The 25130-nt window shown below is 61.0% G+C and carries 17 protein-coding genes; 3 read left to right on the top strand and 14 right to left on the bottom strand.

Annotated features, from left to right (window positions below):
- Positions 1–7: 7 nt before the first annotated feature.
- The 7 genes from ACVIGB_RS02110 to ACVIGB_RS02080 form a co-directional block, all read right to left on the bottom strand.
- On the bottom strand, positions 8–1417 hold the full coding sequence (locus ACVIGB_RS02110) for a hypothetical protein (RefSeq protein ID WP_456717312.1): 1410 nt from the start codon (positions 1415–1417) through the stop codon (positions 8–10).
- A gap of 260 nt (positions 1418–1677) precedes the next feature.
- Positions 1678–2031: a hypothetical protein gene (locus ACVIGB_RS02105; protein WP_456717313.1), complete on the bottom strand. Its 354-nt coding sequence runs from the start codon at positions 2029–2031 to the stop codon at positions 1678–1680.
- Between the two features lie 40 nt (positions 2032–2071).
- Complete coding sequence (locus tag ACVIGB_RS02100; protein ID WP_456717314.1) at positions 2072–2269, bottom strand: hypothetical protein; 198 nt, start codon at positions 2267–2269, stop codon at positions 2072–2074.
- A 31-nt stretch (positions 2270–2300) separates the two neighbouring features.
- Positions 2301–2786: a hypothetical protein gene (locus ACVIGB_RS02095; protein WP_456717315.1), complete on the bottom strand. Its 486-nt coding sequence runs from the start codon at positions 2784–2786 to the stop codon at positions 2301–2303.
- Positions 2787–2798: 12 nt separating this feature from the next.
- Complete coding sequence (locus ACVIGB_RS02090) at positions 2799–3944, bottom strand: hypothetical protein (protein ID WP_456717316.1); 1146 nt, start codon at positions 3942–3944, stop codon at positions 2799–2801.
- A 114-nt stretch (positions 3945–4058) separates the two neighbouring features.
- Positions 4059–5204, bottom strand: coding sequence for a hypothetical protein (locus tag ACVIGB_RS02085; RefSeq protein WP_456717317.1), 1146 nt, complete (start codon positions 5202–5204; stop codon positions 4059–4061).
- A gap of 8 nt (positions 5205–5212) precedes the next feature.
- A complete protein-coding gene (locus tag ACVIGB_RS02080; protein WP_456717318.1) occupies positions 5213–6343 on the bottom strand; it encodes a hypothetical protein in 1131 nt (376 codons plus the stop codon).
- Positions 6344–6727: 384 nt separating this feature from the next.
- Here ACVIGB_RS02080 and ACVIGB_RS02075 point away from each other — a divergent pair, with 384 nt between their 5' ends.
- Genes ACVIGB_RS02075 through ACVIGB_RS02065 form a run of 3 tightly spaced genes read left to right on the top strand, consistent with a single transcriptional unit; the run spans position 6728 to position 11518 of the window.
- Positions 6728–8671, top strand: coding sequence for a PrkA family serine protein kinase (locus tag ACVIGB_RS02075; RefSeq protein ID WP_456717319.1), 1944 nt, complete (start codon positions 6728–6730; stop codon positions 8669–8671).
- A 19-nt stretch (positions 8672–8690) separates the two neighbouring features.
- On the top strand, positions 8691–9974 hold the full coding sequence (locus ACVIGB_RS02070) for a YeaH/YhbH family protein (protein ID WP_456717320.1): 1284 nt from the start codon (positions 8691–8693) through the stop codon (positions 9972–9974).
- Positions 9974–11518 carry a SpoVR family protein gene (locus ACVIGB_RS02065; protein WP_456717321.1) on the top strand — a complete coding sequence of 515 codons (1545 nt, stop codon included), beginning with the start codon at positions 9974–9976 and terminating at the stop codon, positions 11516–11518. Before ACVIGB_RS02070 ends, ACVIGB_RS02065 begins: the two co-directional genes overlap by 1 nt.
- A 429-nt stretch (positions 11519–11947) precedes the next feature.
- Here the strand turns inward: ACVIGB_RS02065 and ACVIGB_RS02060 are convergent, their stop codons facing one another.
- The 7 genes from ACVIGB_RS02060 to ACVIGB_RS02030 form a co-directional block, all read right to left on the bottom strand.
- Entirely contained in the window at positions 11948–13045 is a 1098-nt protein-coding gene (locus tag ACVIGB_RS02060) for a hypothetical protein (protein ID WP_456717322.1), read from the bottom strand.
- Between the two features lie 7 nt (positions 13046–13052).
- Positions 13053–13388, bottom strand: coding sequence for a hypothetical protein (locus ACVIGB_RS02055; RefSeq protein ID WP_456717323.1), 336 nt, complete (start codon positions 13386–13388; stop codon positions 13053–13055).
- A 307-nt stretch (positions 13389–13695) separates the two neighbouring features.
- Positions 13696–20715 carry a putative Ig domain-containing protein gene (locus tag ACVIGB_RS02050; protein WP_456717324.1) on the bottom strand — a complete coding sequence of 2340 codons (7020 nt, stop codon included), beginning with the start codon at positions 20713–20715 and terminating at the stop codon, positions 13696–13698.
- A gap of 199 nt (positions 20716–20914) precedes the next feature.
- Positions 20915–22474 carry a hypothetical protein gene (locus ACVIGB_RS02045; RefSeq protein WP_456717325.1) on the bottom strand — a complete coding sequence of 520 codons (1560 nt, stop codon included), beginning with the start codon at positions 22472–22474 and terminating at the stop codon, positions 20915–20917.
- A 122-nt stretch (positions 22475–22596) separates the two neighbouring features.
- Positions 22597–22971: a hypothetical protein gene (locus ACVIGB_RS02040; protein WP_456717326.1), complete on the bottom strand. Its 375-nt coding sequence runs from the start codon at positions 22969–22971 to the stop codon at positions 22597–22599.
- Positions 22956–23918, bottom strand: a complete 963-nt coding sequence (locus tag ACVIGB_RS02035) for a L,D-transpeptidase family protein (RefSeq protein ID WP_456717327.1) — start codon at positions 23916–23918, stop codon at positions 22956–22958. The genes ACVIGB_RS02040 and ACVIGB_RS02035 overlap by 16 nt, the downstream gene beginning before the upstream one ends.
- Before the next feature lie 8 nt (positions 23919–23926).
- A complete protein-coding gene (locus ACVIGB_RS02030; protein WP_456717328.1) occupies positions 23927–25060 on the bottom strand; it encodes a tetratricopeptide repeat protein in 1134 nt (377 codons plus the stop codon).
- Between the last annotated feature and the right edge of the window lie 70 nt (positions 25061–25130).

Genomic DNA, 25130 nt, shown 5'->3' with positions numbered 1-25130 from the left:
TGAGCGTTCAGGGTCGGTGACTGGGAGTAGCCGACGGGGCGGCTGATTGAGACAGTACCAGGAAGGGTCGGCTTCGTGCGTCTTCGGTGACGAAGCTTGGAGCTCTTTGGTGGACACTTTCGGCTTCTTCGGGAAAGCGCGAGACGAATGAATGGGCGACCACGTGCCATCCGATGGCAACGGCGTCCCGCGCTTCGTCGCGGAGCTGACAAGAATTCTCGATCTCGTCGAATGCCTTGATCAACGCTTCATTGTTGTCGACCAGCTGATTTAGCCTTGCATCGTCCAGGTTGTTGAGGATGCGGCGAAGACCTGGCGCAGCGGCCAGCCGGTTCGGTTTGAGGGGGAAATAGGTGTATTTTAGCGTGTCCAGGGCGTATTCCGCCTCTTCGAGCGAAGAGGGGCGCCGAAGCAGAATTTCGGCGGGGCTTATAAAGGCGGCCTTCGCCCATTCCGGAAGAGCGGCGACCTGCTCGGTCGCTGGATGCTTCCGGTTGGGGTGTCTTGTCCGGTCCATCAACGTCGCGATGAGACCACTTTCGGCGAAAAGATTGCGCCACGGAACAGCGCCCGGACCATATCCCGCAGAAAGTCGTGCAAGGGCATCCTTGTCCTTCCCGGACTTCAGCAATTTCCCCATTTGATCAGCGAGAACAGTATAGGCCGCTTCGGTATCTTGATTGCGCCCCCGACAGGCACTCAGGAACGCATCGATGTCCTTCTTGAGAAAGACTGCGGACGGACCGTTGGCCGGAAGATCCGGACAACCATAAAGTATTGATCGGGCGTCTCTGCCTATTTCATCAAGTAGTTCGATGTTACTCAAGAGCCGATAATCGCGGATCGGTTGTTTTGCCGCCTCGAACGAGGGAGTGAGCTCGGTCTGCGTGGAAGTTTCGGGGAGTGAAACAACGCCCTGGCGCAGGAGTCCGGACGGATCGGCGACCTCAGCTGCGCCCTTCCAGGCTTTCGTGCCGACTGATTCGCAGGCCTGGGCCAAGGCAAGCCGAAGTTCGGGGCTGGTTGAGCTTCGCATCTTGCTCGCCGGCCCCAGCGAGAAGTCGAAGAAGACAAGTGGGGCAGTCCGCTCCCCGGTACGGTCAAGGGAAGTGCCGAGGATGCGGAAGTCGCCGGGATGGATCCCGCGCTCGAATAGCCGCGGAACGGTCTCCGGATCGAGCGCTTCAACAGCATACCACTGAGGCTTTTGTTGCGACGGCCGACGGACTTTTCGAACGGCGGGCTTCGACTGTTGTGGCGTTACACAAATCGCGAAGATACGCGCATCTTCCTCGCACCCGCCGGGTGGGATGACGACCGCAAAAATAGGATCAGTCGGGAATGACCCGCGGGGATAAGCGATGACAGGACGAGCATCGTCGGGGAGTTCAATATCTACGACGACCGGCTTCAGCATACATTCTACTATTCTCCGGCAAAACCGGCAGGCATTCCAAAACTATGAATTAACTCAAGGATTGGCGGGGCATCATATTAGTCCTCTTTTCCAACTTCTGTTGCAAGAGGAACAAAAGCGGGCACGAAGAGAAAGGTTCAGAGTCCGCGACCGAATGGTTGACATCCTCTCGATGAGTGAGCTGTCCAATTCTTGAAGTTCCAGCGACCGTATCTGTCACAACGATTGAAGAACTTGCTAAAGGCGAATCGAGTATTTGTCTAAACTATAGACGCCAGCTGATCAGCATCACTCTCTGAAACCGGAAAGTGTGCAGTTTGTGCCAAAACAGAATCGAACAAGTCGACCTTTGGCCGGGAGCGCTCTCTAAAATTACGAGAAAGTTCTCCGTCGAACAACGTTTGATCGTAGGCCATGATCCGCAGGGCTTCCATCATCCTTAGGCAAGCGTTGAAATCGCCATCCAGCGCGTCGCCGAGATTTGCTCGCCAGACCCGGAATGCCTCCATTCCGGTCGCCGACATTTCCTCCACGGCTGGACCAAGGACGTCTTTAAGTTGAGGAACGATGGTTTTTGCTACAAACGAGAGGGCCTGCTCGTCGGCCGTCTCCAATGGCGCGTCAACTTCAATCCTGAATTGAGGAACACCAGGGTCACAACAGCAGGTCAGCGTGCTGGATGGGAAGGAAATTTGCTTCCGGACCGAGCGCGGCGAGGTACTCGGCATACTGATCCGACTGGATTAGTATCGGATAACCGTTCTTCGCCGAAACTGCGACTGGCGGGCCTACTCGCCGGTGCAGAAGTCCGTCGATGAAGACGAACTCGGACGCCATCCGAATGGCGGCCATACGCGCGGCTTCGTGACCGTTCACCTCCCACTTACGAACCGATGGAGCGAATTGTTCGGAGGTGAGGAAGGTCTTGCGGACTAACGCTTGCGAAAGCTGGCATGTAGCCGTGGTCACTGGATGCCCGAAGCTCGACACTTCGTGTTGTTAGAAATGCGCTCGGGGAATCAAGCTCACCATGCACCGCGGCCCAGGGATCTGCCTCCCATCGCAGCATCCGCTCGAAGTCGTCGAACGTGAACGGTCGAGGCTCGCCGCCGGCCCTGGCCGGCAAGTTAGCGACGGCCCGAAGATAGCCCGACCCGTCATGGCGAAGGGTGATGTGTTGTGTTGCCATCGAATTGTGCGCGAACGTAAGTGCCGCTTGCAGCCGGACAGGAGCCTCCGAGGTCGACAGCAGCTTGACCTCGGCCGGTATCGTGTCGCGCAGCACCTTGGGTCTGGCGCGCCGGCACCCGACGGGGACTGCGCTGACCTTATAGCAAAAAGGAAAATCGAGAATGAGAGTTCCCGCCATGATGAAGACCTTTCAACTCGCGAGAATAGCAAGCGCCTCTTCCTCGGAAGGGTCCAATATCGGTTGGACGGCTGCACGAAGCAAACGGCGCCAGTGCGTGACCTGCGCGGACAATGACCGACGAGGATTGTGGTGGCGAGGCTCGAGCTCAAAGGCTGGATCCGGGAGCATGTCGGCGAGGCACTCGAATCCTTCGAGGTATCTTGTCAGCGGAAGCGGCAAGGGCGCGTCGTAGCAGGCACGAACAATCTTGAAGCGGTCAAGATTCTCGTCAGTCAGGTAAGGAACTAGCCGCTTGAAGTCTTCGTGCATGGATTTGAGAATGAGCCGTCCGACGGCTGCGAGATCAGCGTCCTCATCGGGATCCAAGCGATATTCGACGCTCGCTGAAATTTGCCTGGAAAGCGTCTCCCCGCCGGCGGCCAGGCGCTTGCCGAAGTCATTGCTGAGCGTGGTCGGCCAGAGAAAAGAGGTGCCGCTCATTCCGTATGGGCCTCGGATAGACGTTTCAATATCCTCTCCGTGAACGAGATTGGGGTACAGGTTCGACAGGCGCCACACCGGCGGCGGCACACGCCGGTGCAAGATCCCAGCAACGAACGCGAATTGCTCTGCCGAGCGGATCGCGTCGATCGCGGCGGCCGGCTCTCCGGTTGCCTTCCACTCACGCACGAATAGACCGTAGGCGTCGGTCGTCATCACTCGCGATGGAGAGAAATCGGTGTGGCGCTGCCCGTCGTAACGAATGTCGGAGAGCTTCGGGTGGCCAGCGAAGACCCATCGATTGGGGAGTTCTTCGCGACGGACATGGACCTCGGGATTGAACGAGAAGAGGGAGCCGAGGAGCCCGGCCGTCGCAGGCTTGCCTTCGGATCTGTAATCGAAGGTCTGCGGCGGGTTGCTGGGGCCGACATGGAGGTTGACCGGCCGCAGATATGAGCGCGCATCTCTCCGCCAATGCATCTGTTTGTCGGCTCGCTTTGGCTCACTGATGTGGCGAATGGAGATTTCCAGTGCGACTGGCGCATCCTGATCCTCGATGCACGGGAAAGCGATCGGGACGGAGCCCCGCAGGAGCGTGGTTTCCTCGTTCCGGCAGTGCCGCCTGACGGCCTGGGCCTCGAAGAAGAAGGGGATGTCAATCAGTGTCTCGGTCATCCTTCATGATCTCACGGCGTGAAGCAATCCACCGCCTATACAGCTGGCTTTCCACTACGGAAAGCGAAGCACAGCACCTTGGTCCTGAAGGGCCGTCTCGCCGCTCTCTACTGATCACGTAGCCAAGGATGCGAGGGCGGCGTCTCGGGGCAATGGTGCACGTGTTTCATCAAACGCCGAACGAGTGAACAGTCGTTCGGCTGCATCCAACAACGCCTCGCGCGAGCGATAGAGGTCGGTGGCGAGAAAGGCCTCTCGCAACGGAGCGACCAGCGTCCGGATATCTGCAAAAACGGCCGGCCAATCCCTGGCCGCGCCGGGATCGTGCGCTGTCACACCTCTGTATGCGGCATTGAGGCGTCCCCAGGCGGCAATGGCCTCAGGAGTAAGATGCGCCGTGAGCTCGATGGACCATTGCAGGATTTCTCGCATCTTCGCGAGGGCCGCAAACCCGAGGATCGGCGTCGGCTCGTAGCCACCGCGGTCAACGATGATGCGGCCACTGGTTGCCACGCCTCCGGTACATCGCGAATAGGCGGCCGCCCAAGCCAGAGCATCGTCGTGACGCTCATGGGAGAACGCGTCTCCGTAGGAGAGCCAAACCCTGTGCTGGAGATCCCCGCCGTAGTTCGGAACGTGGCCAGACCAGAATTCCCGATTTGGTGAAGGGGCATAGAGGCAGATCGAGGCCTCGTCGGTGTTGTGATCGACAACCCATACCGGCGCGGGAAATGCACGATGAAGGGTCCCATCAACGAATATCTGGTCGGAGGCGGCCTTCAGGAACGCTCGCTCAGCTTCAGTCCGGTTTGAATCGAAGATGCGGCCGGCAAACTCGTTCTCGCTCCAGCAGCGCTCCATGGGCCAGGATGGCTCTTCGCCCGGGACATGAGCGTTGAGAATGGCATCGTGGCTTCGTCGTTCTTTAAAGCGCTCCTGGCCGAGCTCCTGGATGGCATCTGTGGTATTCCAGCCGTGCCGCGGCCAATCAGCGAGGAGAGCTGCATAGGCCTGCGGATTGGCGTCATGGCTTGCCGGCAGCCACAGACGGCCATCGTAGGCCCGGTAAGAGAGGTTGCGAATAGCATTGCCATCGTGCGCTTCGACCTCAAGGGCAACAGGCGCGTCGGCTGATGTGATGCTCCTGAACGCGTATTCCGTCGGCGCACGGAACAGCAAACGCCGGACGAGGCGAGCTCCCTTCGGCTTGGCGTCCGCGGAATACACGAAATCCCCGACGATATTTACCGTATTGGTCATAGCCTTCCTCAGATTGACGCCATGGTCGCGAGTGCTTCGGCGTCGTCAGGCGATAGTTCGGGGAGACTGTTGGCAAACTCCGGACGACGACTGGCTTGCAGGACCTTTTCGAAACGGGACACAATCCCATCTCGCCAACTTAACCGAACAGCGGGCATCGGGCGGCACTTCAGCTCATCGACGAGCTGAGACAGATGAGCGAGGATGTCCTGCCGATTACGGGTCAAAGGTGACAGGTCGTGGAAATCGGTCGCTCGCCAGAGATCGGTAAGTACCTTCAGACTGCGGACACCGTCCGCGCTAAGGTCGTCGAAGAACTTGTGTCCCCAGGCCTTCAAGAACCAAAGCCGCGGATAGATTTGCCAGGCGAGATCGTCGCGCTCCACATAGGTCCGGTCAAAGGCAATGACCTCGCCATGGAAGGGGCGGTCGCCGGTCATGGCTTCTGCTAAATCACGGTTGAGCAGTCCGAACGTCTCGAGATTGTGCATGCTATAGACCCCGCACTCCGGGATCACTTCTGCGGTGTCGTTAATGAGGTAGCTGGGCACGGAAAGGAATGTGCGAGCGTCCTCTCCAGCAACGACCGCCCAGCAAGGTGGATGCGTGTGACAATACACGGTCTCTCCGATAACGATCAGGTTCCTTGCTGCATCCTCGTAGTGCCTCGTCGCCGCGACTTTGTTTGTCCAGTAGAATTGCCCGGCGAACGTGGCCTCGTTGATCGTGGTACCGGGTTCGGGATCGAACTTCTTGTGCGGCGCGAGGCGTCCGACGGATAAGCGATTTCCGAGCAGCATCGGATCTTCGCGAAGAAACGAGTGTCGCGCCTCAGGGTCGAACACACAGCCGGCCGCCAGACGCCTGACGTCGAGCGGGACTGCAGCCTCTGAAGCCAATAGACGCGGCGCTTCCATCGGGAGCCAAAGCCTCCCGTCCCAGCCGGTCATGTGCATGGTTCGCTTGCCACCGTCTGTCCGGATCACGACAGCGTCGCGATCGACCTCGTTCGGGTTCAGCAAAGGAATTGTGAACTCGTGGCGGCCGACCACGTCAAAGCGCCGCGCGACACGGCCGCCACGCACTTTGGCGTCCGCCTGATAGATGAAATCCCCCAAAAAACTGACAGTGCTTGCCATGACGTTCTACGGTTTGATCGAAGCTGACGGCCGGGATGCCATAGCCAGGAAGTAACACGGGCGGCGGCATGTCGGAACGTTACCCAAGAAACTCGGAGAAATGTGCAATTTTTGCCCGCAAGATTACGGATAGAGTAGCGCTTTCGGGGCGAGCGAAGCGAGAAAGTCGCGCGATTTCAAGGATTCACGTCGAAGAAGCTCCAAGGATTCGATTTTAACCTTTCCGAAGGATCCGATAGCTTTTCTTACAATGCCTGTTGATGGGCTGTGGGTTCCTGCGGTTTGCACGTTGCCGCATGGCCAATGAAGGGCGTCCAATCGTTGATGAAGCGCCGGCCGGTTCATTCGGTCGGACACCGTAACAAGTGAAGAGGTTTCGCAGCCATGCATCACGATGTTCTGTTCAACGCTTTCGCCCGTAGCTTCGAAGCGCGCAGCGAAACCGAAATGTCGATGGCAGAGTTCCTTGAAGGCTGCCGATCGGAACCGCTCCGTTACGCCAATGCCGCTGAACGGCTGCTCGCCGCCATTGGAGAACCGCAGACGATCGACACGGCCAAGGATCCGCGTCTCGGCCGCATCTTCATGAACCGGACGGTGCGGATGTACCCGGCGTTCGTCGGCTTTTATGGCATGGAGGACGCCATCGAACGGATCGTCGGCTTCTTCCGTCATGCCGCACAGGGACTCGAGGAGCGCAAACAGATCCTTTATTTGCTCGGACCGGTCGGCGGCGGCAAGTCCTCGCTTGCGGAGCGCCTGAAGGCGCTGATGGAGGCTCATCCGGTTTTCGTGTTGAAAGCCGGGAACGAGTTGAGCCCGGTGTTCGAGAGCCCGCTCGGTCTTTTCGATCCCGACAGCATGGGGAAGATGCTGGAAGAGCAGTACGGCATCCCCAAGCGCCGGTTGAACGGGCTGATGAGCCCGTGGGCCTACAAGCGCCTCGAGGAATTCAAGGGCGACATCACCAAGTTCAAGGTCGTCAAGATCATGCCGTCGCGCCTGCGCCAGATCGCGATCGCGAAGACCGAGCCCGGTGACGAGAACAACCAGGATATCTCTTCGCTGGTCGGCAAGGTAGACATCCGCAAGCTCGAGACCTACGCTCAGAACGATCCGGATGCCTACAGCTATTCCGGCGGCCTCAACCGCGCCAACCAGGGCGTGCTCGAGTTCGTCGAGATGTTCAAGGCGCCGATAAAAATGCTGCACCCGCTGCTGACGGCGACGCAGGAAGGCAATTATATCGGCACCGAGAATATCGGTGCAATTCCCTTCACCGGCATCATCCTCGCGCACTCCAACGAAGCCGAGTGGCAGAGCTTCAAGACCAACAAGAACAACGAGGCCTTCATCGACCGCATCTGCGTCATCAAGGTCCCGTACTGCCTGCGGGTCACCGAGGAGCAGAAGATCTACGAGAAGCTGATCCAGACCTCCGAGCTTGCCGCCGCGCCGTGCGCGCCGGCAACGCTGGAAACGCTGGCCCGCTTCTCGGTGATGTCGCGGCTGCGCAAGCACGAGAACTCGACGCTGTTCGGCAAGATGCGGGTCTATGACGGCGAGAGCCTGAAGGAATCCGATCCGAAGGCGCGCAGCGTGCAGGAATACAAGGACGCCGCCGGCGTCGACGAGGGCATGGACGGCGTCTCCACCCGCTTTGCCTTCAAGGTGCTGGCATCGACCTTCAATCACGACACCACAGAGGTCGGCGCCGACGCGGTGCATCTGATGTATGTGCTGGAGATGGCGATCCGGCGCGAGCAGCTGCCTGACGAGGTCGAGAAGCGCTATCTCGAATTCATCAAGGCCGACCTCGCGCCGCGCTATGCCGAGTTCATCGGCAACGAGATCCAGAAGGCCTATCTGGAATCCTACGCCGACTACGGCCAGAACCTGTTCGACCGCTATGTCGACTACGCCGATGCCTGGATCGAGGACCAGGACTTCAAGGATCCCGACACCGGCCAGCTGATGAACCGCGAGCTCCTGAACCAGGAGCTGACCAAGATCGAGAAACCGGCCGGCATCGCCAACCCGAAGGACTTCCGCAACGAGGTCGTCAAGTTCTCGCTGCGTTCGCGGGCGCACAATGGCGGCAAGAACCCGAGCTGGACCTCCTACGAAAAGGTTCGCGAGGTGATCGAGAAGCGGATCTTCTCGCAGGTCGAGGATCTGCTCCCGGTCATCTCGTTCGGTTCGAAGAAGGACGGCGAAACCGAGAAGAAGCACGCTGACTTCGTCCAGCGGATGGTCACGCGCGGCTACACCGAGCGTCAGGTCCGCCGTCTTGTCGAATGGTACATGCGGGTGAAGCAGGCCGGCTAGCACTCGTCGGGAGGACGTCATGCAGTTCATCGACCGCCGTCTGAACCCTGGGGGCAAGAGCCTTGAGAACCGGCAGCGTTTCCTGCGTCGGGCCAAGGAGACGGTTCGGGACGCCGTACGGAAGGCTTCCCAGGATCGCAACATCAAGGATGTGCTGGAGGGCGGCGAGGTCACCATTTCGATCGGAGGCATGGATGAACCGCGCTTCCATCGCGAAGGTGGCGTCCGGGACATGGTGCTGCCGGGCAATAGCAAGTTCGTCGAAGGCGATTACCTGCCGCGACAGGGCAATGGTGGCACCGGGCAGGGCAGGAATGCTGCAGAGGGCACGGCCGAGGACGCTTTCCGCTTCGTGTTGACGCGGGAGGAGTTTCTGGATCTCTTCCTAGACGATCTCGAGCTGCCGGACCTTGCCAAGAGAGCCTTGGCGGAAGCGGAAGCAGAACGGCCGCAACGTGCCGGATATTCGACGTCGGGATCGCCGGCCAACATTTCGATCGGCCGGACGGTGCGTCGAGCGATGACCCGCCGGATCGCGCTCGGCAGGCCAAGCAAAGAGCGAATGACTGAGCTCGAAACGGCCATTGCTTCCGAGACCGACGATGAGCGCAGGTCGGTGCTCATCGACGAAGTCGAGGCACTGAGAGCCAAGGTGCACCGGATCCCCTTCATCGATCCGATCGACATCCGCTATCGCCGCTTCGATTGTGTCCCAAGACCAGCGTCCCAGGCCGTCATGTTCTGCATGATGGATGTGTCGGCGTCCATGTCCGAGACCATGAAGGATTTGGCGAAACGCTTCTACATGCTGCTCTACGTATTCCTGACGCGGAAATACAAGCGCGTCGAGATCGTCTTCATCCGCCACACCGACACCGCCGAGGAAGTCGACGAGAAGACCTTCTTCTACGATCCCAAGACAGGAGGGACCAAGGTATCGCCGGCCCTTGCGACGATGGCCGAGATCGTGAAGAAGCGCTTCGCAGCTCCCGAGTGGAATATCTATGTTGCCCAGGCCTCGGATGGCGACACCGGGTTCTCCGAGAGCGGAGAGATCACCAAGCTGGTCAAAGACGTTGTCCTGCCAACGGTGCAGTATTTCGCCTATCTTGAGGTCGGGCATCCCGACGCAGGACATTATATGCACGGCGATTATTCGACCGAAACGGCTCTCTGGGGGCTCTATGCCAGATTGGTCGAAGGCGGCGCTCCGCTTGCGATGCGCAAGGTCACCCAACGATCCGACATCTTCCCGGTCTTCCGGGACTTGTTTCAGCGTCGCGAAATGGAAAGGGCAGGCTGATGGCGTCCGACAATTTGCTGTACCGCTCGGCGGATTGGGACTTTCCGACGCTCCAGCGTATCCATGACGCCTGCGAGAAGGTGGCCGTCGAGGAGCTCGGTCTCGACTTCTATCCCAATCAGATCGAGATCATCACCGCCGAGCAGATGCTGGATGCCTATTCCTCAGTCGGCATGCCGCTTTACTATCGGCACTGGTCCTTCGGGAAGCAGTTCGCCTACCAGGAGGCATCCTATCGAAAGGGCATGATGGGACTCGCCTATGAGATCGTGATTAATTCGTCGCCGTGCATTTCCTACCTGATGGAGGAGAATACCGCGACAATGCAGGCTCTCGTCGTCGCGCACGCAGCCTTCGGCCACAACCATTTCTTCAAGAACAACTATCTCTTCAAGCAATGGACCGATGCGGAAGGCATCCTGGACTATCTCGATTTTGCGAAGAAGTACGTGGCCAGCTGCGAGGAGCGATACGGCAAGGCCGCCGTCGAACGAACCCTCGATGCCGCCCACGCTCTCATGACGCACGGCGTGCACCGCTATCCCGGAAAGAAGAAGGCAGACCTGCGGGATGAGGAACGGCGCGCGCTCGAGCGGCGCAGCTACGAGGAAACCGCGTTCAACGATCTCTGGCGGACTGTGCCCGCGGGACCGCATCGAAGCAAGGCTGAGCTCGATGTCGATCGCCGCAAGCAGTTGCTTGGTCTTCCGCAGGAGAACCTCCTTTATTTCGTCGAGAAATCGGCGCCACGGCTGCGTCCGTGGCAGCGGGAGCTGATCCGCCTGGTCCGGCAGATCGCGCAATATTTCTATCCGCAGGGCCAGACCAAGGTCATGAACGAGGGGACGGCAACCTACGTCCACTACCGCATCATGACGAGCCTGCACGAGAAGGGCATGATCTCGGACGGCAACTTCCTGGAATTTTTGTCTTCCCATTCGAACGTGGTCTTCCAGCCCAAGTTCGACGATCCCCGGTTCTCCGGGTTCAATCCCTACGCGCTTGGCTTCGCCATGATGCGTGACATCGAGCGGATCGTAACATCGCCTAACGACGAGGATCGCGAGTGGTTCCCGGATATCGCAGGCACCGGCGACCCGATGTCCGTTCTTCGAGATGTATGGAAGCATTACCGAGACGAGAGCTTCGTTGCGCAGTACCTCAGCCCGCGCCTTATCCGGGAGATGCGCATCTTCCACCTTCACGACGATCCGGCGGAGACCAAAGGGATCCGCGTGGATGCGATCCATGACGAACGCGGCTACCGGAGGGTGCGTCGGCAGCTGGCCAGACACTATGACGTTGGTTTCGCCGACGCGAATATCGAGGTGGTGGACGTCGATCTCGCCGGCGACCGCAAGCTCCTGCTGCGGCATCATGTCCTCAACGGGAAGCTGCTTTCCAAGGACGACGCGATCAAGGTGCTGCAGCACCTGGCGGATCTCTGGAGCTATGATGTCGTGCTCCAGGAGGTCGACCAGACCGGGACGATCCTCAAGGAACTATCGGTCCAGCCGCGGAAGATCGAGCAACAGGCCGCCTGAGCAGCCGGTCAGGGAGTGACCGTGTCCAGTTCATCGAGGGCTGCAAGTTCCGAAGGCGACAAAGAGGGCCGGAGCGGCGGATTCCAGATCCAGGAGCGCGTCAATCTGGACCATCTCAATCGATGTCTTGCGCGGATGAAGCGGCACGGTACTCGGCTCGAGGTGGGGCGCAATATCTCGAGCGCTGACAAGTCGATGTCGGGTCGCTGACGCCGAACTCCAGTAGGGTCTCCGGTTGCCAGGCGCGATCGCGATCGGACAAATGCAACCGTCTAAACCCGAATGGAAGATCAGCCAGGCGAGCTCTGTCTGGTCAAGGAAACGCTCCTCTGTTTGGGCAATTTCTCCGAGCGACCGAGCTTAGCAAGGCGCCGCGGAGAGCGACCGCGTTTCGAGAGGACTTCATTGAATCGAGAGTCTTGATCTCTCTTATGGCGCGACCGCGAGCTCGGCCAGGTCTTCTGCTTGGTTCGGATTGAGTCCTCCAAAGAGGCTCCGGTCAAATTCGGAGAGGGCCGTCAGGTAATCAAGATCGGCGAGTAAATCTTTCGCGACCCTCCGAAGACCGCTTGGAACCGACGGGGCGGCAATGTGCGGCCGCAACGCGGCGGCGAGCGCCCGGACTGTTCCGGGATCGCGGACGCCAAAGATCTTCAACGGCTTGGATGTGCGCATCTCGCGCGCAAGAGCCAGGTAGTCCAAGACGGCATCGGACGGCCAATAGGGGAGAAATCTCGCACCATTGTCGACGAGCTTGGCAAGCCAATGATCGACCAGCCGCGCACCATAAAGACGGTCATCGACGAATCTCTCGTCAAGGTACTCGATCGAGCCGGACACAACGCATTCGCCCCAGCGGCGTTCGCACCAGCTCTTTGCCAGCTGCAGCTTAGTAGGAGCGAAGGTGTCGCCGTGGTAGTCTGAGCTATCGGGCTGCCTGAGCATGACTGCGCCGTGCCGATAGCTCTTTGGGCCCGATGTGACCCAGACAGGGCCGAGGGACCTGCGATAGACCACGTCCCCCACAATCAGGAGGAGGCGCTGGGCAGCTTCCTGTTGCAGCTGGAGCGCGCGAGCCTTGTTAGTCCAGTAGATCGCTCCGTCGAATGTCTCTTCGCTTACCATTCGCTGTGGATAGTAATGTTGCTCGGCAAAACCGACGTCCGGATCGTCGGCTTCCCTCATCGGGTCTGAATTTCCGGAGCGACGGGCATCGCTGGTTGGCGATTGGCGGAGCTTTTCACGGAATGCGTCGATGCTGACCCGAACGTGCCCGGCTCGGGTCCAGGACAGCAATGGCTGCCAGAGTGCCCCATCGTAGCCCAGATAGGAAACCGGACCCGTCGACGGATTACCCCAAAAACGGGATCCGGTGGCTACTAGCGCATCGAAGACGGCTTCACACTGCTTGATGCGGTTAACCTCGAACTCGGCATGGCAGACGACGTCGCGCCGCTGCGAGGACCGTCGCTTCGTCACGACCTCGGCCTGATAGAGGGCCATTGCAACAAGTTTTTCCGTACGCATCGGATTTTCAGCGAAACCGCGGCATCGGCGGAACGGGGACTGGGATCGGACGTTGCGGCACATGCACGGCGAGCGGGGCGCCTGCAGCAAGGAAACGCAACAGCTGGTCGCCAGGTCGCTGGAACGGCGTCGGACCGACATCACGGGCGTGCCGGAGCCGCGCCATCATCAGCTTCAACTGGGGGGTCAGGCCAGTTCGCGGCAGCGCGTACTCCAGGCGATCGGAGATCGCATCGGTCATCTGCTCAAGGTCGGACTCTGTCCGATTGTCCTCGCCCGGGATCATCCCGTCGAAATCGGGGCTCGTGCGCGGCGAGGGTGCCGGGCGGTTGAGTTCGGACATATTGGGCTCCTGATCATGAAGTTCGACATCGACGTTATGCTCCCGCCCAGCAAGCCGGAAGATCATCAACGCTTAGACAAACGCGCCTGCCGGCGCGAAAAGGGATGGAGCGCGCGGCGTGAGCATAGGTCTGGATCGATGGCATTGAGCTCCGAATCCAAATTTGTGTGATCGCCAGGCGCTAAAATCAGCCGGGTTCAAGGTTCCGGATCCACGATATCGATCGACGTTGGGCTGCGAATACGGCCCGGACGACGTTGTCCGGGCCGTATTATTGATTCAAGAGGATCTCGCTTTGGGGCCGAGCTCACGGCGGGTCGAAGTAAGCGTTCACCTTCAATCCCGGGCTGCTCATCGAGCCGGTCATCGAGATCACCCGAACCCGATAATGTGTCGCATACATGGTGACCCCCGCAGAACAGCTGAGACTCGGAGTGCCACTCGAAACGCTTCCTGTCGCGCAAGTCGAGTAGCTCACACCATCTCCGTACGACACTTCAAGATTGACTGCCGAAGGCCAAGTGGTCGCGTTGAAGACTACCTGCGACGACTGAACGTTATTCGGATAGACAAGTTCCAGCGTCGAATTCGCCCCGGTAAGCGTACCAGTACAAGTCGCCGCTCCTACCGTACCGGTGCCGCACGAGACGCCGTTCAAGTAGATCGTTGCGTTCAAAGGATCGGTACCAGAGCTTCCGCTACGATGACTGATGTCTAAGGTCACCAAAAAGGACGCGGTATGCGATGCTGAATCCGTTCCTGTTACCGTGAGCGGATAGGTCCCGTAAGTTGAGGACAACGTACCGGAGACAGCGCCAGTCGATGGATTGATGCTGAGTCCAGAAGCTCCCTGGCCAGTCATTGTCCAGGTCACTGACCCACTGGCATTATAAGCTGACGGCGTAAACAAGGGTGCCGCGGGGAAGCCAGGCCACCGAAAGACCGTGAGCCCATCATAACCATTGGACGTGGTCACGAATGCGCTCGACGACACCACCAGCGAGACCGGCATTGTGCCTGCCTGGCCGCCCGTCGCGTTAGTCGCCTTGACGTTGAAGTTATAGGTGCCATTGGCCGTCGGCGTGCCGGAGACAACACCGGATGAGCTGATCGAGACGCCGGCAGGCACCGCAGTCGTTCCAGCCACCAGCGACCACGTGTAGGGCTGAACACCGCCTGTGGCCGTGAATGTTGCGGGGGGCATTGCCACATTGGGAGCCCAGGGCGTCTTCAACGGACCGCCTGAAATGGTGGGGGCGGCGCCTGCAACGGATAGCGACAGCGCGGATGATACCACGGTCGTATTGGCCGCATCGGTGACCGAGATCGTACCGTTCCAGACACCACCAGACATTGGATTGCCGCTGATAGTGCCGGTCGTTGCCGAGAACGACAGGCCCATCGACGTCAGTGTCGGGCCACTGGACGTGGTGTAGGACACCGTGTAGGGCGCGGTTCCGCCGGAAATCGCCGGCGTCCAGTTGTATGTACTGCCTACCACGGCTCCCGTCGTTGGCGTACCGGAGATCGTGAGCGGGCCGACAATCTGAATGGTCAAAGATGGAGAGGTAGCCGTATTGCCATCGCTGTCGGTTACGGTGATGGTGCCGGTCCAGCTGCCGGCGACCGGCGAACTGCCGGAGATCTTGCCGCTCGTTTGCGTAAAGACGAGACCAAGCGTTCCGAGCGAACCCGACGTTGTCGCCGCCGCATAGTTTGCGTAGCTGAGGGAGCCGCCCGAAACCGCGGGAATGAAGCTGTAAGCCACACCCGCGTTACCTTGTGCGGGCGTACCCGAGATCACAAGCGCCGGGTCAATCTTGATCGTCAGAGATCCCGATGTCTTGCTCGTTCCGTGGCTGTCGGTAACGGTGATCGTACCGGACCAGGTGCCGCTCGCCGACGGCGGGCCTGTGATCTTTCCAGCCGAGAACGAAAGGCCAAGCGCGGCGAGTGTGCCGGTGGTGTTAGCAACCGAATAGGTCGGATAGGTGCCGGTGCCACCTGAAACCGCCAAAGTAAAGTTATACGACGAATTGACCTGTCCGGCCGCCGGCGTTCCGGAGACGGAAAGCGGCTGATCGACATAGATCGTGATCTGTCCCGAGGTGGCGGTGTGACCGTGGCTGTCGGTCACCACGACCGATCCAGTCCATGATCCGGTGGCTGTCGGAGTACCCGTGATGGTGCCCGACGAGTTGAAGGAAAGTCCGAGCGCCGCTAGCGTACCGGTGCCGTTGATGGCGGCATAGTTCGTGTAGCTCCCGGAACCTCCGGAAGCGATGGCCGGAGTGAGGTTCGCAGCGCTTCCGACGGTCAAGACATACGTCCCCGACGAAATTGTGAGCACCTGATCGATCGTGACCGAAACCGTCGAAGAAGCCGGCGACACGACCCCGAGTGTGTCCGTTACCTTAAGCGTGAACACCGAAGTCGACGCTGTGGTCGGAACGCCCGACACGATACCGGTCGAACCATCAAGCGAGAGGCCGGCCGGCAGCGAACCCGACGCCAGCGACCAGTTGTAGGGCGCCAATCCGCCATGCGCCGCGGGAGCCGCACTCGTATAGGAGACGCCAACCATGCCGCCTGCAAACGCCGCCGTCGGCGCCGTCAGGGCATCAGAGATGGTGACCGAATGTGAGGCCTGACCTCTGCCACCCGCGCCGTCCACTACCGCGACCGTAAAGCCGAAGGTGCCAGATGCCGTCGGCGTGCCAGTGAGGCTTCCAGCCGTCGACAGCGCAAGCCCTGCAGGCAGAGTTCCCGACGAGAGCGAGAACACATAGCCACTGCCGGTACCGCCCGATGCCGAGAAGGTCGCCGAATAAGGGGTCCCAACTTCACCGTTGGCCGGAGGCGTCCCAGCAATTGTAAGGCCCGAATTGATCGTTAGCGAGATCGCCGAAGAGACCGGCGAAACAGAACCGAGCGAGTCGGTGACCTGGAGAGTAAACGTCGCGGTAGAGCCCGCGGTCGGCATGCCAGACACCACGCCCGTTGAACTATTGAGCGAGAGCCCGGCCGGGAGCGAACCGGAGGCAAGCGACCAGACGTACGGAGCAAGACCGCCATGGGCCGCCGGAGCGGCGCTCGTGTAGGAGACGCCAACTTCACCGTTGGCGAACGTCCCGGTCGGCGCCGTAAGCGCGACCGACACTGCGATGGAGTAGGGGGCCTGAGCCTGGCCTCCCAGGGCATCAGCCACAGCAACCGTGAACCCAAAGTTTCCGGCTGATGTCGGCACGCCCGAGAGAACGCCGCCGCTCGAGAGCGCGAGCCCCGGGGGCAAAGCACCTGACGCGATCGAGAACACGAAACCGTTCCCGCTCCCGCCGGAAGCAGAGAAGGTTGCAGTGTAAGCGACACCCACCTCGCCGTTGGCCGCCGGCGCCCCTGCAATCGTCAAGGCCGGGTTGATCTTCAAGGAGATTGTCGAGGAAGCGGGAGAAACGGCGGCGAGCGCATCGGTGACCCGAAGGGTGAATGTAGCCGTCGAAGCCGCGGTCGGCATGCCGGACACCACGCCCGTCGAACTGTCGAGCGAGAGGCCTGTCGGCAGCGAACCCGAGGCAAGCGACCAAACGTACGGAGCAAGTCCGCCATGGGCTACCGGAGCGGCGCTCGTGTAGGAGACGCCAACTTCACCGTTGTTGAAGATCGCCGTCGGTGCCATCAACGCATTCAGGATCGTGACCGAATAGGAGGCCTGCGCTTGGCCCCCCAGGGAGTCAGCCACGGCCACCGTGTAGGCGAAGGTGCCGGACGCGGTCGGCGTGCCGGTGAGACTTCCCGCCGCTGACAGCGTCAGCCCGGCAGGAAGCGCTCCCGATGCGATCGAGAACACATAGCCGCTACCGGCGCCGCCGGAAGCAGAAAAGTTTGCATTATAGGCGACGCCCATCTCGCCGTTGGCGGCGGGCGATCCCGCAATCGCCAAGGCCGGATTGATCTTCAGGGAGATTGGCGAGGAAGCAGGGGAAACGACACCGAGCGCATCCGTGACACGAAGGGTGAAGACCGCGGTGGACGCTGTGGTCGGGAGGCCAGACACAACGCCCGTCGAAGCGTCGAGCGAGAGCCCTGTCGGAAGCGAACCCGACGCCAGTGACCAGACGTAGGGTGCAAGTCCACCGTGCGCAGACGGAGCCGCGCTCACATAGGAAACGCCGACATCACCATTGGCAAACGTCGCAGTCGGCGCGGTCAAGGCGTCCAGAATCGTAATCGAATAGGACGCCCGCGCTTGTCCTCCCAAGGCATCAGCAACCGCGACCGTAAAGTTAAAGCCACCGGCGGCCGTCGGCGTACCGGTGAGACTTCCAGCTGGCGAAAGAGTCAGGCCCGGAGGCAACGCTCCTGATCCGATCGAGAACACATAGCCGCTCCCGGCGCCGCCGACGGCCGTGAAGGTCGCCGAGTAGGACGTTCCGACCTCACCATTGGCCGCGGGCGATCCGGCAATCGCGAGGCCCGAATTGATCGTCAGCGAGAGCGGCGAGGACGCGGGAGATACAATCCCGAGCGAGTCAGTCACCCGGAGGGTGAATGTAGCCGTCGAAGCCGCGGTCGGCATGCCGGACACCACGCCTGTCGAACTGTCGAGCGATAGCCCGGCAGGGAGAGTGCCGGACGCCAAGGACCAGGCGTAAGGCGCAAGTCCACCGTGCGCAGATGGCGCCGCGCTCAGGTAGGAGACGCCGACGTCACCGTTGACAAAAGCTGCCGTCGGAGCCGTCAATGCATCCAGGATCGTAACCGAATAGGAAGCCTGCGCCTGTCCTCCGAGGGAGTCAGCCACGGCCACCGTGTAGCCGAAGGTGCCGGATGCGATCGGCGAGCCGGTGAGACTGCCAGCGGCTGACAGCGTCAGCCCGGCAGGCAGCGCCCCCGATGCGATCGAGAACACATAGCCGCTGCCGGTCCCGCCGGCGGCCGTGAAGGTCGCCAAATAGGGAGCAGCAACTTCACCGTTGGCTGCAGGCGTCCCGGCAATCGTGAGGCTCGAATTGATCGTCAGCGAGAGCGGCGAGGATGCGGGAGATACAATCCCGAGCGCATCCGTGACGCGGAGCGTGAACACGGCGGAAGACGCCGTGGTTGGAAGGCCAGACACAACGCCCGTAGCCGCGTCAAGCGAGAGCCCTGCCGGAAGCGAACCCGAAGCGAGTGACCAAGCGTAAGGGGCAAGCCCGCCGTGTGCGGACGGAGCAGCGCTCGCATAAGAAACGCCGACCTCGCCATTGGCGAACGCCGCCGTCGGTGCCGTCTGTGCGTCCAAAATCGTGATCGAATAGGAAGCCTGTGCCTGCCCTCCCAAGGGATCAGTCACGACTACCGTGAACCCAAAATTACCCGCTGACGTCGGTACGCCGGAAAGGACACCGGCGGGCGAAAGCGTCAGCCCCGCGGGTAAAGCACCCGACACGACCGAGAACGCATAGCCGCTGCCGGTGCCGCCGGAGGCCGAGAAAGTTGCCGCGTAGCTGGCGCCGACCTCACCCTTGGCTGCTGGCGAGCCGGCAATCGTGAGAGCCGAATTGATCGCGAGCGACATCGCCGACGAGGCCGGAGAAACGACGCCGAGCGCGTCCGTAACCTGGAGGGTGAAGACAACGGCGGTTGCTGTGGTCGGCAGGCCGGAGACCATCCCCGTTGCCCGATCGAGCGAGAGACCTGCCGGAAGCGAACCCGAGGCGAGTGACCAGGCGTAAGGGACAAGTCCGCCGTGCGCAGAAGGGGCGGCGCTCGTATAGGAGAGGCCAACTTCGCCGTTGGCAAATGTCCCCGTCGGCGCCGTCAGTGCGTCCAAAATCGTAATCGAATAGGAAGCCTGCGCCTGATCCCCCGAGGAATCCGCAACCGCAACCGCGAACTTGAAAGTGCCCGACGACGAAGGCGTGCCTGAAAGCAATCCCAGCGGCGAGAGCGAGAGCCCCGCGGGAAGAGCGCCCGACGCGATCGAGAAAGAATAGCCGCTATTGGTGCCGCCGGAGGCTGAGAAACTAGCCAGGTAGGCAGACCCGATCTCGCCGTTGGCCGCGGGCGCTCCAGTTACCGCCAGGGGCTGGCCGGCGATCGGAGCCACAACGATGGAGAACGGGGGAGAATCTGCAACATTGGAATGCGAGTCGGTCACACGGATGACGATGTCGGAATAGGTGCCAACGTGGGTTGGTGTGCCGACGATCTGCACTTCTGCAACATTCGCCTTTGCAAGCGACAGGCCCGGCGGCAGAGAGCCAGATGCAAGTGAGAACGAATATCCTGCTCCAGAGCCATCAAGGGCGGTAAAAGTAGCGGAATAGTTCGAGCCCACCCATGCCGTACCGGCCGGATTTCCAGAGATCAGGAGTTGCGGCTCGGGCTGCACATCGATCGAGAACATGGCAGAGAGTGAGCTTGTCGATGCCGCGTCGGTAACACGGACCTGGAGGCCCGAGTAGGTGCCCATGGCCAACGGCACACCAGAAATGACGCCGTCCGGCGACAAAGTAAGCCCCGGAGGCAGCGAGCCAGCGACGAGACCAAAGACGTAAGGGGCTGTGCCACCAATTCCGGAGAAGTGGGCAGAATATCCGACGCCGACCTGAGCAACGGCTCCTGGTGTGCCGGAAATTGTCAACGCGGGATCCGTCGGTACCGTAATGTCAGCAGGCGCGATGCTTAGTGTTTTCACTCCGGTCGATGCCGAACGGCCATCAGCGTCAATGATGGTAACGGAGAGCGAATAAGATCCCTCCGCAGTGGGCGTGCCGGTCAATAGCCCGCTCGCCTGTGAGAACACGAGACCAGCGGGCACAACGCCCGACAGCGAATAGGAGAATGGCGCACGACCGCCAGACGCGGTCGGAGCGGTTGGGACGTAAATCTCAGCGACCTTGCCGGCGGCCGGAGCCCATCCTGCCGTCAACACCGGCGAGACCACCACCTGGAGATCGGCAAAACCGGACGAATTGACGGTGTCCACGACCTTCAATGTCGCGAAGTATGTGCCCGCGGCCGAGAGCGTCCCCGTGATCGCGCCAGTTGATGAGTTCAGAGCTGTGCCGGCTGGCAGCGATCCGCTTTGCACGGAGAATGTCGGGGCGCCGACCGCGCCTGATACCTGCGAAGTGCCTGAAAATGCCCCGCCGACGGTCGGACTGACCGGCGCTTGAATGGCGTATCCCAGCGAGCCAGGCTGCGGCTGTCCGCCATCAACGATCTGCCCGCCGTGACCATACATCCTGAAATACGGATATCCGGCGGCTTCCGAGAGGGTCGGAGTCAACACCATCGCCGCAATCAAGAGCGAAGTCGCAGACTTACGGATCATTGTGAACATGGGGGCTCAACTAAAATTATGGGACACTTCAAGGATTCGATTACGAATACGTTATCTTGAATGTTTCCGCAAATTTCAATGTTTCGATATCCCCGCAATCGCTAATGCTGGACTCCATGCAGTGCCCGGGTGACTTGTAGCCGTGATCGACGGGTCGCTTCCGGCTCAACCTTTAAGACCTGGCCAAGGCCCGCAGAGGTCAAGGCCGGCTGGGAACGAGGTCCAGTCCGATAGTTTCGGCATAACGGAGCACCGAAGACAGCAGTGCTTTCCGGCGCGCCTCCGGCCTCTCGGCGCGCCGGACAGCCGCGTGCGTCAGTTGCACGCCGGCGCCAAGCGAGTGCAAAGAAAAGCCTCGCTTGATGCGAAGACCGACAATGTGGCCAACCAATTCTCCGGCATCGCGGCCGCGGTAGCGCAAAACGGTCTCGCGCGTAGCGACATCAATCAGATCGAGCGCCAGATCGAACTCCTTCAGGCGTTCCAGGACGACCTGCAGGGGAGTTCGGGTCTGCGGGAGATCCGTGGTCCCCCGCCGGTGATGGCGGCAGGCATTCTCCAGCCGTACGATGAAACGCTCCGTGAGCCGTCGATTTCGCGTCTCCGTCGTCTCCCGGTCCTCCTTCCGCATGTCCTTTCGAGGGGACCAGCGGGCACGCTCGGCAATCCGCCTCGCCTTGGCGGACATCTCTGAGGAGACGGCCATCAACGTGAATCCAAGCTCGATCAGGCGGGCAGACAGGCGCGCCGTATGTGCATGTCGTAACGAACTGCCAATCCGATCGAGCTGGCGGACGTCGCTGGCGGAAGCCGCAGCACGAGCCAAGTCGCTGCGGGCCCGCTCAATCGCTGCCTGCATGGTCGAGAGCTGCAGCTCAACACTGCGGTCAAGCGCGCGGGCGTCGGGCGCCCTTGGCCGGGGCGGGAACTGCGTAACGAGCTGCGCGACTTCGTCAGTCGCTCCGGTCGGAACAATTATCAGTTCGCAGCCGAGAAATGCAGCAACGCGAACGGTTGTCGGCAATGATCCGATCGCATTGAGGCGAAGCGCGCGGGGTCCTGTGCGACGCCGTTCACCGGTCAGTGTTGCGAGCTCAATTCCCGTTGCGGCGGCGATCTGCCGTACCCCGAGATCATGGTGGTCCGCGATGTCCGTGAGGATCGCCGCAAGTGCCTGGACGGCATCGGGAAGATCCGTCGGTGGCGGAAGCGAACGCTCGAGTTCCGACGCAAGGCGTGGTGCGCGCCGCTTGCGATCGGCCTCGACGGCTGTAGCGACGGCCGGCAGCTGCGATTCCGGAACAAGAGCAATGGTGAGCCCGAGCGGCTCGGCACAGTCACACGCGAGCCCGAGTGACGGAGATCGTGTCGCGCCTTCGGTCCTCCGGAAAGCCTTTTCGTTGACATCACAGAGTTGGGCAAGCCTGGTCGGGCTGACACCGATCGCGTGTCGGTAACCCCGAAAGACGTCCCTGAACCGAAGCAGATCCTGCGCCGCAAACGTTTCAGCGCCGCGCGCGCGGACTGTCCCATTTTCCTCGCTCACGGAGAATGAGCTCGGAACGACTGCAACAGCCATCCCGGCGCAGCGTGCAAGCGTCATGACCTCGCCGATCGGCGGGTCGTAATCGAGACGCAAAATCCGGGCGGTCGTCGAAGCGGACAGTCCCGCGGACGCCGAAAGCACAGCTAAGTCAGTGCCGAGCCCCACAAGGGTGCTTTCGAGCCGCTCAATCAGGTCTGCAGCGCTGTGATTCATTCGCCCTGGGTAGTCCGTCTCACGTCACCCATGAAGAAGCGAATCCTTGCGAGCCGCAAGGGCTATGCGTCAGTTGTCCGAACCGCGAATGAGTCCAGTGACAAAGGGCAACTTGTGACACGCTAGACGCCCGCAATAATGTCCCGCAGACGGACCCATGCCCACCGCAGGCCCGCGACGCACAACAGCGCAAGCGCGATAGTGATGACCAGCCAGGTCCAGGTCATGAGCCAGTTGGCCGCGAAGTCCCAGACGAAATGTCGGCGTTGCTGGTCCATCAGAAGCATTCTGACCGACGTGATGGCGTAGCGGACATCCTCTTCCGATCGAGGAAGCCAGGGCTTGCCGCCGGCGGCATGGTAAGCAGCGAGGGTCTTGAGCCAGCTCGCCCATGTCGCGGCCAGGACGAACATCAGCAGGCCGACGTTTGCCGCGTCGCCAATAAGGTCCATGCCTCTCGCCATGGTATGGCGTACGCCGTTCATTCCGAGGGCCATTGATTGTCTCCCGCCGGCGCGGTCGATGCGCCGTCCTCGTTGCCGTAGGGGGTCTCAATTCCGTCCGGCGCGTCGCACGGAGCGGGCAGTGGATCGCGGTGGTAAAAGTCGCGGTAGTAGTGAACCTGCCCAGCAGAATCCGGCCACGCCGTGAAGTATCCGACGACGACTCGAATGGGCGCAGCCGGCTTCCGGTTGGCCTGGTCTCCGCTCTCAATGAGGTCCCGGACTTCCGACTTGTCCTTGCCAAGCATCCAGCCGGCGAGCTCGTTGATGCCTTCGACGCGGATACAGCCGTGGGATTCCACGCCCTTCCGCTCGTAGGCGTCAGGATCGTTGGTGTCGTGGAGATAGATGCCGCCGGAATTGGCGAGGCCCACCTTCAGCCGACCAAGCGCATTCTCCGGCCCGGGACGCTGAATGAAGGTTGCCGCTCCGGCCAAAGACGCCCCATCTCGGGGATCCATGGTCTTTCCACCGACCGCGACATCAAAGCCGTTCCGTGAAAACCAGCCCGGGTTGGACCTGAGCTTGGCGCGCCAACCATTCGCCTTGATGATGCTCTCTGGAACTGTCCAGGTTGGATTGACCCGAACGTAGTCAACCGTTGTCGACAGGTCCGGGGTCTTCCAGCCCTCGCGACCGATGACGACGCGACTTTCCATCGCTGGTTCGCCATTGTCATAGGCGGCCAGGGTCCGGGCCGCGATATTGACAAGGACCAACTTGCCATCGAGCGGGATCGACATCTTGCCGAGCCGCTCGAGTGTGCCGGCAAGGGCCGCTTCGTGTCGGCCGCAGGTCTTGCTGGCTGCCGCTGTGCGGAGGGCTTCGACGATAGGCGCCGGACCTTCCGTGGCGTGGCTGATCGATGGACTGACCAGGCCGGCGAGGGCGCCGGTTATGCCAATCAGGAGGCAACTGAACGATACACGAACGGAATACATGCGAACCTTCAGCGCGGACGACCGTACTGATCGATGTCGCCGAATTGCCTGAGGTCGGCTCGCTTCATGGCGTCATCGATTTCGCTGCGCGACAGGGAGTATTCGAGCCGCCGGCGGAGATCGCGAGCCTGCCGGGCCTCACTGCCCTCGGAACGTGATGCCGCGATCAGCAAGGCTTCTGCTTCGCGATAATCGCGCGCGACGCCGATGCCATCGATCCGGAGCCTCGCGAGCTCGTATTGTGAGGGCGCATGTCCCATCTGGGATGCGACCGCGAATAGGCGGGCCGCCTCGCGAAGGTCGCGCGGAATGCCGTCGCCGTCTCGATTGCGGATGGCGAGTTGGTAGATCGTCCCGGCGTTGCGGCCCGTGGTCACGAAGGCATATTCGCGGGTCGAACGATCAATCTCTGGCGCCGTGCATTCACGACAGCTTTCCGCGACCATCCGCCTGACGGCGTCGGTAACTACGGGTCTGCGCGGATCGGACCGATAGGCAGGGTCGACCATGCGGGCGATCTCGCCGCGATCGCCACGGGAGGCCGCCTCGCGGCGCCAATAAGAAATCTCGCCGGCATCGCGCGGAGGTGCAGCGCCGGTTTCCAGTAGCTCAGCCAGCAAGGTCATGGATTTGAGGTGACCCTGGCGCGCGCTGCTCCGAAGCAGCGACACCGCCTGCGCAGGATCAACAGAGACGCCTTCACCTGACAGATGGAGGAGCGCGAGATTGTATTTGGCGGCCGCGGAGCCGGCGTCCGAAGCGCGCCGGAACAGCGAGACCGCTTTGCCGTAGTCGCGCGCGACACCGCGTCCTTGGGCGTACATCATGCCAAGATCGACCGTCGCACGCACGTCGTTGCGCTCGGCCGCGCGCTCGTATTCGACGACTGCCGCCTCTTCATTCCGGAGAAGTCCATGACCGGTTGCGTGGGAGGCGCCTTCCTGCCAGTAGGCGTCCGCCGGCTGCACCGATTCGATCGGGAACAGGGGCGGGTTGTCCACGGCCCCCGAAATGTCTCTGCTGCATGCCGAGACGAGGCACGCGTTGGCCAGCACTGAAACAATGATAAGCGGTCGCATTCCGTATCCCCCGGAACAATCCCGGACCCGAGGGTCCCCCAACAAAAAGGAACGTTGCAGCACACCAAGGATTCGTCAACGTTTGGGTAGCACCAAGAAAGGGTTTTTCCCCGATCTGTGCGCGTTTATCCGG

This window comes from Bradyrhizobium sp. USDA 4341 (assembly GCF_054063755.1).
Note: the sequence above shows the minus strand (reverse complement) of the source record. Positions and strands in the feature narration are given on the sequence as shown.

What these genes read in the sequence shown, in the direction of transcription:
- ACVIGB_RS02110 (WP_456717312.1), bottom strand. Translation starts at nt 1,417, where the DNA reads ATGCTGAAGCCGGTCGTCGTAGATATTGAACTCCCCGACGATGCTCGT.
- ACVIGB_RS02100 (WP_456717314.1), bottom strand. Translation starts at nt 2,269, where the DNA reads ATGGCCGCCATTCGGATGGCGTCCGAGTTCGTCTTCATCGACGGACTT.
- ACVIGB_RS02095 (WP_456717315.1), bottom strand. Translation starts at nt 2,786, where the DNA reads ATGGCGGGAACTCTCATTCTCGATTTTCCTTTTTGCTATAAGGTCAGC.
- ACVIGB_RS02090 (WP_456717316.1), bottom strand. Translation starts at nt 3,944, where the DNA reads ATGACCGAGACACTGATTGACATCCCCTTCTTCTTCGAGGCCCAGGCC.
- ACVIGB_RS02085 (WP_456717317.1), bottom strand. Translation starts at nt 5,204, where the DNA reads ATGACCAATACGGTAAATATCGTCGGGGATTTCGTGTATTCCGCGGAC.
- ACVIGB_RS02080 (WP_456717318.1), bottom strand. Translation starts at nt 6,343, where the DNA reads ATGGCAAGCACTGTCAGTTTTTTGGGGGATTTCATCTATCAGGCGGAC.
- ACVIGB_RS02075 (WP_456717319.1), top strand. Translation starts at nt 6,728, where the DNA reads ATGCATCACGATGTTCTGTTCAACGCTTTCGCCCGTAGCTTCGAAGCG.
- ACVIGB_RS02070 (WP_456717320.1), top strand. Translation starts at nt 8,691, where the DNA reads ATGCAGTTCATCGACCGCCGTCTGAACCCTGGGGGCAAGAGCCTTGAG.
- ACVIGB_RS02065 (WP_456717321.1), top strand. Translation starts at nt 9,974, where the DNA reads ATGGCGTCCGACAATTTGCTGTACCGCTCGGCGGATTGGGACTTTCCG.
- ACVIGB_RS02060 (WP_456717322.1), bottom strand. Translation starts at nt 13,045, where the DNA reads ATGCGTACGGAAAAACTTGTTGCAATGGCCCTCTATCAGGCCGAGGTC.
- ACVIGB_RS02055 (WP_456717323.1), bottom strand. Translation starts at nt 13,388, where the DNA reads ATGTCCGAACTCAACCGCCCGGCACCCTCGCCGCGCACGAGCCCCGAT.
- ACVIGB_RS02050 (WP_456717324.1), bottom strand. Translation starts at nt 20,715, where the DNA reads ATGTTCACAATGATCCGTAAGTCTGCGACTTCGCTCTTGATTGCGGCG.
- ACVIGB_RS02045 (WP_456717325.1), bottom strand. Translation starts at nt 22,474, where the DNA reads ATGAATCACAGCGCTGCAGACCTGATTGAGCGGCTCGAAAGCACCCTT.
- ACVIGB_RS02040 (WP_456717326.1), bottom strand. Translation starts at nt 22,971, where the DNA reads ATGGCCCTCGGAATGAACGGCGTACGCCATACCATGGCGAGAGGCATG.
- ACVIGB_RS02035 (WP_456717327.1), bottom strand. Translation starts at nt 23,918, where the DNA reads ATGTATTCCGTTCGTGTATCGTTCAGTTGCCTCCTGATTGGCATAACC.